This window comes from Ensifer sp. PDNC004 (assembly GCF_016919405.1).
GTDB lineage: Bacteria > Pseudomonadota > Alphaproteobacteria > Rhizobiales > Rhizobiaceae > Ensifer.
Genome location: NZ_CP070352.1, coordinates 259938 through 273557, shown reverse-complemented (window position 1 = coordinate 273557; position 13620 = coordinate 259938). Strand labels below are relative to the sequence as shown.

The 13620-nt window shown below is 63.7% G+C and carries 13 protein-coding genes; 7 read left to right on the top strand and 6 right to left on the bottom strand.

Translation table 11 applies throughout. The features are described 5' to 3' along the window. Positions 1-29: 29 nt before the first annotated feature. A complete protein-coding gene (locus JVX98_RS01245) occupies positions 30-773 on the top strand; it encodes an SDR family oxidoreductase (RefSeq protein ID WP_205236598.1) in 744 nt (247 codons plus the stop codon). Between the two features lie 29 nt (positions 774-802). On the opposite strand, the gene JVX98_RS01240 is transcribed toward JVX98_RS01245, so the two are convergent. From JVX98_RS01240 to JVX98_RS01230, 3 genes are all read right to left on the bottom strand, one after another. After that, positions 803-1612 (bottom strand): phosphate/phosphite/phosphonate ABC transporter substrate-binding protein, encoded by an 810-nt coding sequence (locus tag JVX98_RS01240; protein WP_205236597.1) that lies wholly within the window; start codon positions 1610-1612, stop codon positions 803-805. 132 nt (positions 1613-1744) lie between these two features. After that, positions 1745-4027, bottom strand: a complete 2283-nt coding sequence (locus JVX98_RS01235; protein WP_205236596.1) for a methyl-accepting chemotaxis protein — start codon at positions 4025-4027, stop codon at positions 1745-1747. Between the two features lie 160 nt (positions 4028-4187). Further along, the gene (locus JVX98_RS01230; RefSeq protein ID WP_205236595.1) at positions 4188-4835 is read right to left on the bottom strand and encodes a TetR/AcrR family transcriptional regulator; all 648 of its coding nucleotides are present in this window, start codon (positions 4833-4835) and stop codon (positions 4188-4190) included. Between the two features lie 133 nt (positions 4836-4968). On the opposite strand from JVX98_RS01230, the gene ligD reads away from it, so the two are divergent. The 6 genes from ligD to JVX98_RS01200 all read left to right on the top strand — a co-directional run bounded on the left by ligD (position 4969) and on the right by JVX98_RS01200 (position 11235). Beyond that, the gene (ligD, locus tag JVX98_RS01225; RefSeq protein ID WP_205236594.1) at positions 4969-7440 is read left to right on the top strand and encodes a DNA ligase D; all 2472 of its coding nucleotides are present in this window, start codon (positions 4969-4971) and stop codon (positions 7438-7440) included. Positions 7441-7466: 26 nt separating this feature from the next. Then, positions 7467-8351: a Ku protein gene (locus JVX98_RS01220; protein ID WP_043613327.1), complete on the top strand. Its 885-nt coding sequence runs from the start codon at positions 7467-7469 to the stop codon at positions 8349-8351. Continuing rightward, positions 8351-9436, top strand: a complete 1086-nt coding sequence (locus JVX98_RS01215) for a tetratricopeptide repeat protein (protein WP_205236593.1) — start codon at positions 8351-8353, stop codon at positions 9434-9436. The genes JVX98_RS01220 and JVX98_RS01215 overlap by 1 nt, the downstream gene beginning before the upstream one ends. A gap of 1 nt (position 9437) precedes the next feature. Further along, the gene (locus JVX98_RS01210; RefSeq protein ID WP_205236592.1) at positions 9438-10079 is read left to right on the top strand and encodes an alpha/beta family hydrolase; all 642 of its coding nucleotides are present in this window, start codon (positions 9438-9440) and stop codon (positions 10077-10079) included. A gap of 13 nt (positions 10080-10092) precedes the next feature. Continuing rightward, entirely contained in the window at positions 10093-10866 is a 774-nt protein-coding gene (gene xth, locus JVX98_RS01205) for an exodeoxyribonuclease III (RefSeq protein ID WP_192449770.1), read from the top strand. A gap of 162 nt (positions 10867-11028) precedes the next feature. Then, positions 11029-11235, top strand: coding sequence for a molybdopterin-binding protein (locus JVX98_RS01200; RefSeq protein ID WP_043613318.1), 207 nt, complete (start codon positions 11029-11031; stop codon positions 11233-11235). A gap of 58 nt (positions 11236-11293) precedes the next feature. Here the strand turns inward: JVX98_RS01200 and tsaA are convergent, their stop codons facing one another. Genes tsaA through JVX98_RS01185 form a run of 3 tightly spaced genes read right to left on the bottom strand, consistent with a single transcriptional unit; the run spans position 11294 to position 13618 of the window. Next, positions 11294-11815 carry a tRNA (N6-threonylcarbamoyladenosine(37)-N6)-methyltransferase TrmO gene (gene tsaA / locus JVX98_RS01195; protein WP_205236591.1) on the bottom strand — a complete coding sequence of 174 codons (522 nt, stop codon included), beginning with the start codon at positions 11813-11815 and terminating at the stop codon, positions 11294-11296. Further along, positions 11790-12614, bottom strand: coding sequence for an ABC transporter ATP-binding protein (locus JVX98_RS01190; RefSeq protein WP_205236590.1), 825 nt, complete (start codon positions 12612-12614; stop codon positions 11790-11792). The genes tsaA and JVX98_RS01190 overlap by 26 nt, the downstream gene beginning before the upstream one ends. After that, the gene (locus tag JVX98_RS01185; RefSeq protein ID WP_246764845.1) at positions 12611-13618 is read right to left on the bottom strand and encodes an iron ABC transporter permease; all 1008 of its coding nucleotides are present in this window, start codon (positions 13616-13618) and stop codon (positions 12611-12613) included. The genes JVX98_RS01190 and JVX98_RS01185 overlap by 4 nt, the downstream gene beginning before the upstream one ends. Positions 13619-13620: the final 2 nt, after the last annotated feature.

Below are 13620 nucleotides of genomic sequence, written 5' to 3'. Positions count from 1 at the left end.
GTTTCATCCCAACCACGAAGGAAAACGTTATGAAGACCGTACTGATCACTGGCTGCTCTTCCGGCTACGGACTGGAGACTGCGCGCCGTTTCCATGCCGAAGGCTGGAACGTCATTGCGACGATGCGCTCTCCCCGACACGACATCCTGCGGCCGGCGCAGCGGCTTCGCCTGCTGGCACTCGATGTCAGCGACCCCGACAGCATCTCAGCCGCCATTGCGGAAAGCGGCCCGATCGATGCGCTTGTCAACAATGCCGGCGTCGGCGTGGTGGGTGCCTTCGAGGCGACGCCGATGTCTCATATCCGCAAGATCTTCGACACCAACACCTTCGGCACAATGGCGATGACCCAGGCGGTGATCCCCCAGTTCCGCGCCCGCCGGTCCGGCGTCGTCGTCAACGTCACCTCGAGCGTAACGCTTGCTTCCATGCCGCTGGCCGCCGCCTATACCGCAAGCAAGACCGCGATCACCGGCTTTACCGGTTCGCTTGCCCATGAGCTTGCGGCCTTCGATATCCGCGTCAAGCTGGTCGAACCGGGGTATGCGCCGACCACGCGCTTCGCCCACAACACCGCGGTACGCGTCGAGGACCTGATCCCCGAGGCCTATGCCGATTTCGCAGCGCCAATCTTCGCCCAATTTGCAAAACCGCCCCTGGTGACGACCGAGGCCGATGTCGCGGAGGCTGTCTGGCAGGCGGCAAACGATGTGTCCGCCCAACTGCATTTCCCGGCCGGCGCCGACGCGGTGGCGCTGGCACAGGTACGCTGACGAAACTGGCTCCGACAGCTTGCGCGTGTTCAAGCAATCTCGGGGTAACCAAGGCGGTGTGCGAACCGCGCCAGCTCGGCCACGGGCTCGTAATCCGCATCGGACAGAACCGCGAAGTCTTTTAGGGAAAGCACATCGCGGGCCTCGGCCAAAGTGGGCTCCTTGATCCCCCGTCCCAGTGAGCGGCGCAGCAGCAAAAGCTCGTCGGCCGAGGCATCGCCGCGGGTGATGAGAGGTAGACCCGGCGTTCTTGCGGTGGTGGTCAAGACCCGTAGCCCGGCCACCCGTCCCGGATCAAACCGTTGCGTGTTGCCATAGGTCACGCAGTCGATGGCGGCTACGTCCGCAGTGCCCGATGCAACCGCATCTATGCTTGCCAGATGGCTGCCGGTTTCGGCGATAAAGGAGAAGAACTGGCCATTGCGGCTGAGGGGCGCGATCGCCGCGCGCAACAGGTTTGTTCCGGAATTGCTGGCGGGATCGTTGATGGCAGCCCGTGTCCCCCGCAGATCTTCGAGGGAACGGGTCGGGCCGTCTGCTCGCACGATGATGAAGCTGCACATGTCGGCGCCGTCGCAGCCCGGATGCCCGTAGACCGGTGTGGCGACAAGGCGAACCTTGCCGAGTAGGTGCCGGACGTAGGGATAACCGCAGGTCTGCGCGAGCAGCAGCGTCGGATGAAGCCAGGCGTCGGTATGAGAGAGGGCAGCGTCCAAGCGGTCGGGCACATCCGTCAGGCCCTCGCGCCGCAGGTCGTCGCGCAGGAACGCCCAGAGCGTTGCCGTTGCCGCCGCGAGCGGCGGAGGGCTGACATACATCGCAAGACTGGCTATCCGCATGATTTCCCCGCGCTCGATGAGCACTCTCGTTATGGGCGTAAAATGCGCTCGGGGAAGCGTCAAGACCATGGCCGCCGCGCCAAAGCGGGTGGCATGTACGCATATGGATGGCGGCCACCTGAGTGGCGGAGGTCAGGCCGTGCGGCGAAGGTGGACCGGCTCCAGGGCGTGCGTCTCCGATCGACCTCCGTCGGATGCCGTGTGGAAGCGCTCGACGAGATCGAACAGGCCCGACGCCTGGCTTGAAAGCCTGTGGGTCATGGCCGTGCTGTCCTCGACCATCGCATTGTTCTTTTGGGTCACAGCGTCCAGCGACAACATGGTCTGGTTGATGTGCTGCAGGTCGATCGCCTGGTCGCGCGCGTCGCCGGCGATCTGCAGCGTCTGCTCGTTGATCGCGTGGATCTGACCGGAGATCTCGTCGAGCGCGTCGCCAGCGGCCCGAACCAGAGAAACGCCCTTCGCCACTTCCTCGGCCGACGTCGTGATGATCGCCTTGATCTCCCGGGCGGCCTGCGCCGATTTCTGCGCCAGTTCGCGAACCTCATGGGCAACGACCGCAAATCCCTTGCCCGCTTCGCCGGCGCGCGCCGCCTCGACCCCCGCGTTCAGCGCCAGGAGGTTGGTCTGGAAGGCGATGTCGTTGATCGTGCCGATGATCTGCGAAATGGCGACAGATCCCTTTTCGATCTGGGCCATGGCCCCAACGGCATTCATCACCACCTGACCAGAACGGTCGGAACTCGCCTTGGCGGCGGCGGCGATCGCGGTTGCCGATGTGGCATGCTCGGCGGTGCGACCGATGGTGGCGGTGATTGCGCCGAGCGCCGAGGTTGCCTCTTCCAGCGTCGCCGCCTGATGTTCGGTGCGCTTGGCGAGTTGGCCGATGGCGTCGCGCATCTCACCGGTTTCGCCGTCGATCTCGGCACTTCTCGCCTTCACGTCGCCAAGCGTGATCGCGAGGCTCTCCAGCGACAGGTTGAAATCCGAGCGCAGGCGATCGAAACCGGCGCCGAAGGGGCGGTCGATGCGGACCGTCAGATCGCCATGGGACAAGCGTTCGAGCCCCGAAGCCAGCATTTCGACGGCATCGTTGATCTGGCGGGACACCTCCGCCTGCGCTGTCTCGCGGCCGTGCCGTTCCGCTTCGATCATGGTTCGCGTTTCCGCGGCCTCGGTTTCGAGACGGGCGCGGTCACGAAGGACGTCGCGAAAAACGAGGACGGAGCGGGCCATGTCGCCGATCTCGTCCCTGCGGGTGCCTCCGACACCATCGATCGTCGTGTCGCCATCGGCGAGCCGGCTCATGTCGTGGACGAGACCGGTGATCGGGCGCGTCAGTCGGCGCGAATACCAGACCGAGATCGCCAGCGCGGCCGCAAGGACGGCGAGTGCCGTCACGAGCGTCCAATTGCGCAAGGCGGTAACAGCAGCAAAGGCCTCCCGCGAGGTCATGACCGCGGCCATGGTCCAGCGCGTGCCGAATGCATCAAGGCTGGTCGCCGCCATCTGCGCCTCCTCGCCACGGAAATCCGTAAGCCTGCTGCTGATGATGACACCGTCTTCCTCTGGCTGGTCGGTCGCGATCCGGGCCTTCAGCATATCGTTTTCGGCTGTGGCGGCGCTGTCGGCAAGGAAAAACCCGCTGGTGTCGAGCAGGATCGTCTCGCCGGTTTCGCCAAGGCCGGTGCGGTTGCCGACGATTTCGCCAATGCGCCCGTCCGGCATTTCAAGGATCAGCGTGCCGATCTTGCCGTCGATCGATTCCAGGGGGATGGCGATGAACGCGGCGGGGCTGCCGCCAAGCGGCGCATAGGCCCCGTAGGATGCAAAGGCGAGCTTGCTCTTGTCGGTTCCCTCGGCCGTCTCCCGGAAAACGCGGCCAAGGCCGGTGTCCTTCCAGGCAGCGTTCTTGAGGTTGACGCCAAAATCGCCCTTCTTGTTGAGGGCGTAGACGACGTCGCCGCTGAGATTGGCGAGCAGCACGTCGCGATAGCCGTGGGCTTCCGCGAAGCGCCGGAAGAACGGGTGATAGCGCGCGTGCAGCGTATCGTAGTCGTCGATGCCTGCGGAACCGTAGAGCGCGCGCTTGTCTTCGGCGTTGGGGTTTTCCGCCAGATAGCGGCGCTGCAGTTCGTTTTCGGTCTTGTCGCCGAACTTGGCAGCCGCACCATTCAGATCGCTGAGCGCCTTGGCGACGGACTTCTGCGCCTGCAGATTGCGCAGGTCGTTTTCCACGGTTGTAAGGTAATGGCGAAGCTCGTTGCGGCGGGCATCGGCAAGCGCCTCCAGCTTCTCGATCGCCGCGCGTGACGAGAGATTGCCGCTGACCGTCAGGCTGGCAAGGCTGGTTGCGGCAATGGAAAAGGCGGCCAGAGCCGCCGCAGCGAGAGGAAGCTTCGCGGACAAACGCATAACAATCACCGGACGTGCAGGGGAGAGGCCATGCCGAAGGCTGGTCGCGACGCCTCATGCGTCCGGCGGAAGGGCTTCCGCGCGGAGAGTTATACGGCCCCACGTTACAGCTTGATGACAGCTGGATGACATCGGCAAAGTTTGCCGTGGAGCGAAGGGCTTATCTCGGCAAGGCGCCCGTCAGGAAGATTTCGGCGCAGCTTTCGGCCCGTGCCGTGATCGTCGCCTCGTCGATCGTGCCAAGGCACCCCATCATGACGGCGCGTTGCGGCTCCATCGCCATCATGCCGCGCAGCATGCCCGCGGCCAGACGCGGGTCTGCGACCGCGAGCCGGCCCTCGGCCACCTGTGTCCTCAGCCATCGCTCCAAGGTGGCACTCGTTCGCTGGATCGCCTGTTCCCAGAAGGTGGCGGCAACTTCCGGAAAGCGCTCCGCCTCGGCGAGCACCAGGCGGATGATCGCGATCGTGTCGCGCGAGAGCACGAGATGTCCGTAGGCGGCAAGCAGGTGCACCAGGCCACCCCTCACGCCCAGATCTTCCAGGTTCTCTTCGTCGGCTTCCAGCACGAACTCGGCGATCCTGAGGGAGATGACGCGCTCGAACAGATCGGCCTTGGTCGGAAACAGCCGATAGAGAGTCTTGGTGGAAACGCCGGCATTCTGAGCGATGATATTGATGTTCGCCGCCTCGTAGCCGAGGTCGCAGAACTGCCGTTCGGCGGCGAGGACGATCACCTGGCGCGTCTCGTCGTCCGGCCGGACCTGGGGACGGCCGCGCGAGCGTGGCGTCTTTTGCTTTTCGATCATGGCGGCTTTCCAAATTCTTCGAATTTTTAGGCGAGCCGAGTTGCGAAAGCAATTGTTTTCCGAAATTTCTGGGCTGCGCGTCCCTGCCGTGACGGATATTGCGACCTTTGCGAACACGTTCTAGCTTTGCCGCATGGCGACGTCGAAACTCACGACCTATCGTGCGAAGCGGGACTTTTCCCGGACGCCGGAGCCTGCCGGAAGAGCCGGCGGGCACGGCAATCGTTTCGTTGTGCACAAGCACCACGCCACCGCCGATCACTATGATCTGAGATTGCAGGTGGGCGACGTGCTCAAAAGCTGGGCGGTCCCCAGAGGCCCCTCGCTCAACCCCGCCGACAAGCGGTTGGCCGTCGAGACCGAAGATCATCCGCTCGACTACATCGACTTCGAGGGCGTGATCCCGGAAGGCGAGTATGGCGGCGGGCCGATGATCGTTTGGGACACCGGCGTCTGGGCGCCGATGGACGATATCGAGAAAAGCCTGAGAACGGGCGCGTTCAAGTTTCGTCTCGCCGGCGAGAAGCTCAATGGCGGCTGGATGCTGACGCGGCTGAAGCCGAAAACGGACGACGACGACAAGCGCAACTGGCTGCTGTTCAAGGAGCATGATCCCGCCGCCGATCCCGATGTCGACATTCTGACGGCGCGTCCGGAGAGCGTGAAAAGCGGGCGGCGGATCGAAGAGTTGGTCGAGCCGCCGAAGAAACCGACGAAAGCGGCAAAGCCGGCCGTCCTCAAGCCCGGTTCGCTGACGGGCGCCGTTAAAGGTCCGAAGCCGCAGCGGATCGAGCCGCAACTGGCCAGCCCGACCCCGAAGCCACCCGGAGGGCCACCGGAAAAACAAACCTGGTTGCACGAGATCAAGCTCGACGGTTATCGCACGATGGCGGATATCTCGGATGGCTCAGTGCGGCTGATCACACGTAGCGGGCTCGACTGGACGAAGCGCTACGGTGATCTTCCAGACGCATTCGGCAAGTTGCCCTGTCGGGAGGCGATGATCGATGGCGAGATCGTCGCTCTCGACGACAAGGGCATCAGCCGCTTCTCGCTGTTGCAGGAGGCTCTATCGTCCGGGACGGATGGCAAGCTCGTCTTCTATGCCTTCGACATCCTCCATCTCGACGGCTGGAACGTTGCCGAAGCTCCGCTGGAGAAGCGCAAAGCTCTGCTGGCGCAACTGCTTCAAGGGCAGATATCGAGCCGCTCAGCCATTCAGTTCAGCGACCATGTGAAGGGCGATGGGCGCGGGCTCTACGATCAGGCGGCCGAGCTTGGGCTGGAAGGGATAGTCTCAAAGCGCGCTTCGTCGCCCTATCGTAGCGGACGCACTCAGACCTGGACCAAGACGAAAGCGCTCAAAAGCGAAGACTTCGTGATTGCGGGTTACACAGTCTCGGAGGCGGCCGAAGGCCTTGCGGCACTGGCGCTTGGGGAATGGGAGAACGGAGAACTGCACTACCGCGGCAAGGTCGGGACCGGCTTCGATGCGGCGACAGCCAAGCAGTTGCTCGCGCGGTTGGAAGCCTTGCGCGGTGGCGAAACCGCGCTCGATGGCGCGCCCAAGGAAATCCTCTGGGTGCGGCCGGTGCTATCGGCCCGCATCCACTACTCCAACCGCACGACCGACAATGTGCTGCGCCACGCGGTGTTCAAGGGGCTTCGCGATGTCGCGCTTTCGGCCCCGGCGACGGCGCCGCGCAAACGGCTGATCACCGACGCCGACCTCGCGACGATCCAGGTGACCAATGCCGACCGCCGGGTCTTCGGAAGATCTGGACCGACCAAGCTCGACATTGCCGTTTACTATGCGCTGGTCGGCGATTTCATGCTGCCGCATATCCTCGGCCGCCCGGTGTCGCTTTTCCGCTGCCCGACGGGAAAGCAGGCCGATTGCTTCTTCCAGCGCCATCCCTTCACCGGCATGCCGCCTTCGATCGTCAGCTTCAACGCGGCCAATTCCGAGGGCGAGAGCAAGTCCTTCCTCTCGATTGAGGGTACGAAGGGTTATCTGGCGCTCGCCCAGTTCGGGGTGATCGAGCTTCACAGCTGGGGTTCGCGGCGCGCGCGGCTGGAGAAGCCCGATCGCGTCGTCTTCGATCTCGATCCCGGCGAAGGGGTCTTGTGGCGCGACGTGGTCGAAGCGGCCGTTCACATACGCGGCGAGCTCGAAGCACTCGGCCTCGTTCCCTTCGTCAAGACGTCAGGCGGCAGCGGCATCCATGTCGTGGTGCCGGTCAAACCGAAGCTGGACTGGAAGAAGACACACCAGGCCACGAGCGCGATTGCCACCCGGTTGGCGGCGACCGCGCCTCAGACTTTCACCACGACCATGGGCAAGGAGAACCGTGTCAGGCGGATCTTCATCGACTTCCACCGCAACGCGCGCAGCCATACGGCGGCCGCTCCCTATTCGCTGCGCGCACGCACCAATCTGCCGGCTTCGGCCCCGCTTCAGTGGGCGGATCTGGAGACTATCGACGCTCCGGAGGATTTGAACTATTCTTCGCTGCCTGGACTTCTGGATACTTTCGGCGATCCTTGGGCGGATATCGACGACTTTGCCAAGGAACTGCCGCTTCTGTCCGAAACGAGGACGTAATGCGTTTGGCCGCGTAGGAGACATCAATGGCGCCCAGGGCAAGTTGGAAAGGTTACCTCAAACTCAGTCTCGTCAGTTGCCCCGTCAGGCTCTATCCGGCGACCAGTTCGAGCGAGCGCATCAGCTTCAACCAGTTGCACAAGGACACCCATAACCGGATCAACATGAAGCCGGTCGACCCGGAACTCGGGCTCGTCGAGCGTTCGGATCTGGTCAAGGGCTACGAATACGAAGACAAGAAGTACATCATCATCGAGGACAGCGATCTCGACAGCGTCAGGATCGAGTCCAATCACACAATGAACATCGAGGCCTTCGTCGACGAAGGCTCTGTCGACGTGATCTATCAGGACGCGCCATACTATCTCGCCCCAGACGGCGCGATGGCTGAGGAAACCTTCGTCGTGCTGCGCGAAGCGTTGAAAAAGAGCGGCAAGGTGGCGATCGCGCGCCTCGTGCTTTCGAGCCGCGAACGGGTGGTGACCATCGGTGCGCGCGAAACCGGGATGTTCGTGTGTACACTGAGAAACCCGAGCGAAGTGCGCGGAACGGCTGAATATTTCGGCAATGTACCCGTTGGTCACCCGGACCCGGAAATGCTGCAACTCGCCGAAGCCTTGATCCAGCAGAAGATGACGGTCTTCGATCCGAAGAACTATGAGGACCGCTACGAGATCGCGCTGATGAAGATGATCCGCGAGAAGCTCAAAGGTCACAAGCCGATCATTGCGGCAGCCCCTGAGCGTGGCAACGTCATCAACCTCATGGATGCGCTGAAGGCGAGCCTGTCGCAGTCGAAGCCGCCTGCAAAGAGCAAGCCCAAGGCCGAGCCGGCAGCGAAGCAAACCTCCAAGGCGGCAGCGCCAGCCAAGCGCACGGCGGCAAAACCGGCCGCGAAGAAGAAAGCCTAATGGCTGTAGCAGGCCAGACATTCGGTATCGTCGGGGCGCTCTCGGCCTTCCCGCGCCGGCTGGTGGCGCGCGAGGTCGAGCGCCAGCACGGACACCTGCGTCGCGGCGTCACGCGGCAGACGACCTATCTGGTGTTCGGCCGTAGTCTGCTTGCCAAATCGAGCGAGGCGGAGATCGAAGCCCGCTTCGATGGCGAACGCGAAAGCGGGCGATGGCTTGTCAGCGAAAACGGCTTTCTTCGCCTTCTGGGGTTGATGTCCGTGCCGGTGGCATCCGCGCTCAGTCGCCAGTCGCTGATCGATCAGGCGAGGCTCTCGCCGCGGGTCTTCGACCTGCTCTCCCTGTTCGACGCTTTCGAGCATGACCGCGAGCCTTATTCGTTCCGCGACCTCATACTTGCCCGGAAATATGCCGAGCTGATTGCCAGCGGGGCGAGTTGGAGCGCGATCGCCCGGTCCGTTCATCGCTCCGGACCGGTCGCCTCGTTGACGGCGCTTTCGCTGCATCATGGCGGGACCGATGCGATCTATGCGCGCAGCGCCGAGGGCTTGAGCGAGCTGAATGGGCAATTGCTCTTTGATCTCGACGCACCCGACGATGCCGCTTTGGAAGATCTCTTCGATATGGCCGAGGAGGCGGAAGCCAATGGCGACTACCTGGAGGCTGCGGCCTTCTATCAGCGCTATCTAGCCATGGACCGGACGGATTCGGTCGCCGCCTTCAACCGCGCCAATTGCCTGAAGGCGGCGGGGCGCGAGCTTGATGCCGCCCATGATTACGCCCGTGCCATCAAGCTCGATCCATCCTTCGTCGAGGCCTGGTTCAACCTCGCGGGGCTGATGAACGAACGGGGGCGGATCGACGCCGCGCGCCGGCATCTCAGGAAGGCGATCGAGATCGACGACGACTATGCCGACGCCGTCTTCAATCTGGCGAAACTCGAATTCGATGCCGGCGATCTCGCGGAGGCGAGACGCTGGTGGAGCCGCTATCTCGAACTCGATAGCGATAGCGAATGGGCGCGAACGGCGGAGCGCGGCGTGCAATATGTCGACCTGCAGGACCGCTCGAGAACAGCAGGCTGATATGGGCGACAAATTTCTCTTCGACGGACCCGACGATGCCGCGGTCACCATCCTCCTTGCCCATGGCGCCGGCGCGCCGATGGATTCGGCGTCGATGACCGCGACCGCAGGGGCGCTTGCTACGGCAGGCTTTCGCGTCGCGCGCTTCGAGTTCGGCTATATGGCGGCAAGGCGCACGGTGGAGGGGCGCAAACCGCCGCCCCGCGCCGACACGCTTAATCCGGAATACCTCGCCGCCATCGACGATCTGGACGTCAAAGGCCCACTTATCATCGGCGGCAAGTCGATGGGGGGACGCGTCGCGAGCATGGTCGCCGATCCGTTGCATGCGGCCGGCAGGATCACCGGGCTGCTCTGCCTCGGCTATCCCTTTCATCTGCCGGCCAAGCCCGAGCAGCTGCGCACCAAGCACCTGGCCGACCTCAAGACGCCGACGCTGATCTGCCAGGGAACGCGCGACGAATTCGGCACGCGCGAGGAAGTGCAAAACTACGTGCTTTCCAATGCGATCGAAGTCCTGTGGCTCGAGGACGGAGACCATGACCTCAAACCGCGCAAGAGCATTTCCGGCTTTTCGACTGCCGATCATTTAAGGACCTTGGCCGATGCGGTGGCAGCCTGGGCTGCCCGGCTGACACGCTGATCCGATCGCCGGGATGAAGATCGCCAGCTTCAACATCAACGGCATCAACAGGCGGCTCGATAACCTGATCGCCTGGCTGGGCGAGGCGGAGCCGGACATCGTTTGCCTGCAGGAGTTGAAGGCGACCGATCGGCAGTTCCCACGCTCGGCGATCGAGGCGGCCGGTTATGGCGCGGTCTGGCAGGGACAATCCGCATGGAACGGTGTGGCGATCCTCTCCCGCGGCAGCGAGCCGGTGCTGACCCGTGTCGGGCTCGACCATGACCCGTCGGATGCCGAGGCGCGTTATATCGAGGCTGCGGTCAGCGGCCTCCTGGTCGCCTGTCTCTACGCGCCCAACGGCAACCCGCGGCCAGGCCCGAAGTTCGTCTACAAGCTTGGCTGGCACGAGCGTTTTGCCAAGCATGCGGCCGAGCTCTACGCGCTCGATCTGCCTGTCGTGCTTGCCGGCGACTACAACATCGTTCCGGAGCCGCGCGACATCTACCCGACGACCTCCTATGACGACAACGCGTTGGTCCAGCCGGAAAGCCGCGCCGCATTCCGCGACCTTCTCGATCAGGGCTGGCTCGACGCCTTGCGCAAAAAACACCCGAAAGAAAAGCTTTTCACCTTCTGGGACTATCGCCGGAACCGTTGGCAGCGCGACGCGGGGCTTCGGCTCGATCATATGCTCCTCAGCCGGAAGCTTTCCCGTAAGCTGACCGGCGCCGGCATCGACCGCGAGGTTCGTGGCATGGAGGGCGCGAGCGATCATGCGCCGGTGTGGATCACCCTCCGCGATTGACATGACAATGCCGTGGGGAGACTGCACGTCCCTGCGCGACGATGATACCGTTTCGCCTCGCAGGCTGCTATTCGCAGCGCCGATCCGGGATAAACCCCGTCCGGCCTGGCGGATGAACGCGGCAACGCGACATTCAGCCTAGCCAACACGGAGGAGAACCGCATGAAAATCAGCGCACGCAACCGCCTCAAGGGCAAAATCGTCGAAGTCGTCAAGGGCGCGACCACCGCCCATGTCCGGATCGATGTCGGCGGCTCGATCGTGACGGCTGCGATCACCAACGAGTCGGTCGACGAACTCGGCCTGAAGGTTGGCGGCGAAGCTTACGCGGTCATCAAGGCTTCGGACGTCATGGTCGGTATCGACTGATAGGCTTGCGGCAAGGGCGCGCGAGCCGACCGTCGCGCCTCGCCAAACCGCGGCCGGATTACGCCTTCTGGCAATGATGCACGTTGCCGTCGCCGGTCTCAAAGTCGCCGCGTTGCGGCGGCGCAATCGGCTTGAACAGCGTCCGGTCGGGCTTGAGATCGATGAGCGGCGTGCCGTCGAGGCAGTCAAGACCGCGAACGAGAAGGCTCGAGCCTTCCACTGCCTCGAGCTTGACGATCGAGGTGCCGATCGGGTTCGGCCGAACCGGCGAGCGTAGCGAGAATGTTCCGTGCACTTCGCCGTTGCTGGCGGGGCTCTGCAGCACCAGGTCGCGCCGCGAGCGATCGAGCCAGTAAAGTATTTCCAGTCGCTCGAACGCTTCCACGCCTTTCAGAGCGAGAACCCAGGGTTCGAAGATTTCGATGCGGCAGACCGGGCCGTCATGCCGCCCCTGGCGTGGGGTTTCCATGCGCGACGTCCAAGGCGTGGAAATGCGGCCGATAAAGACGAGACCGGCGTCGGTTGGTGCGGGCGGCGCCACGGCCACCTCGTTCTCACGGATTTCGTTCTGGCGAACCATGGTCTGTTCCTTTCCTTGCAGAGGGGGCGGTGAGGCGCGGCGCACAGAGGCGGGCCTCGCTGCCGTCGATCGAGCCGATCACCACATCGATGTCGTAGAGTTGTTTGAGGGCGGTGGGCGTCAACACGTCCTTGGGCAAGCCGAGCGCGATAAGCTTTGCTGCATGGAGAAGGGCGACCCGGTCCGCAACGAGGAAGGTGTGATCCGGATTGTGCGTCGAAAGCACAACAGAAAGCCCCTGTTCCTTCAGCGCCCGGACATGCGAAAGCACCCGCATCTGGTTGCCGTAGTCGAGATTGGCGGTCGGCTCGTCCATGACGAGGATGGCGGGTTCCTGCGTCAGCGCGCGAGCGATCAACGCCATCTGGCGCTCGCCACCGCTGATCTCGGTATAGGCGCGCAGGGCAAGGTGGGACATGCCGAGGCCGGCAAGCGCGTCCAGAGCAATCCGGCGATCGCGGGTGCCAGGCGAGGAGAACGGCGCGAGATGAGGGGCTCGCCCCATCAAGACAACCTCCAGCACCGTAAATGGGAAGAGTGCGGCATGCGCCTGCGGCACATAGGCGATCTGCTTGGCGCGCTCACGCCGTGGCCAGGCGGAAAGCGGTCGCCCGTCCAGGAGAATGTCTCCAGCCCTGACTGGCAGAAGGCCGAGGACGGTCTTGAACAGCGTCGTCTTGCCGGCGCCGTTGGGGCCGAGCAGGGCCAGAACCTCGCCGGATGCAAGCGACAGGGAGACATTCTCACCCACCGAGCGTTGGCCATAGCCAAAGGAGAGATTCCTGATCTCCAGCGTCATTGCCAGGCCTTCCGGCCGGAGGCGAGCAGCCAAAGGAAGAAGGGCGCGCCAACGGCCGCCGTCAGAATGCCGAGCGGCACTTCGACGAGCGCTATGCTGCGCGCCAGCATGTCGACAACAAGCAGATAGGCAGCTCCGGCGATCATCGACGCCGGCAGCAGGCGGCGGAAGTCCGGGCCGACCAGCATGCGCGCGATGTGCGGGATGACAAGGCCGATCCAGCCGATGACGCCGCTTACGGAGACGGCCGCCGCGGTGATGAGCGTCGCTGCCGCGATCAGCAGAGCGCGGGTCACACGCGTGTCGACGCCCAGGGTCTGTGCTTCCTCGTCGCCGAGCGTCATCAGGTTCATACGCCAGCGAAAAAGCACCAGCGGCACAAGCCCGATCAAAAGCGCAGGCAGGATCGAGACGATGTCGAGACGGGTGATCGCCGTCAGGCTGCCGAGCAGCCAGTAGGTGATCGCCGGCAGCTGGTCATAGGGATCGGCAAGGATTTTGATGAGCGATATGCCAGCACCCACAAGGGCGCCGATGGCAATCCCCGCCAGGACCAATGTCAGGGCCGGATCGCGTCCGCGGATCGCCAAGCCGACAGCATAGACCGCGGCGACCGCAAGCAGCCCACCGGCAAAGCTGATCGTCTGGATTGCGAGGACCGGCAGCGACAGAAAGATACCGATGACGGCGCCGAGACTGGCGCCGCCGGAAACGCCGAGGATATCCGGCGAAACGAGCGGATTGCGGAAAAGCCCCTGATAGGTGGCGCCGGCTGCGGCAAGTGCCGCGCCGATCAGCATCGCGCCTGCAACGCGCGGCAGCCGCACATTCCAGAGCACGGTCGAAAGAACGGGATCGCTCGGCTGTCCCGACAGGGCCGCGCGCAGTGCCCCGGCGATTTCCGCAGGGCCGGCATATTTGCCGACAGACATCGACACCAGGGCCAACAGCAGGAGGGGGCCGACGAGGAGCCAGAGATTGCCCTTGCGCCCGTCGACCGTCATTT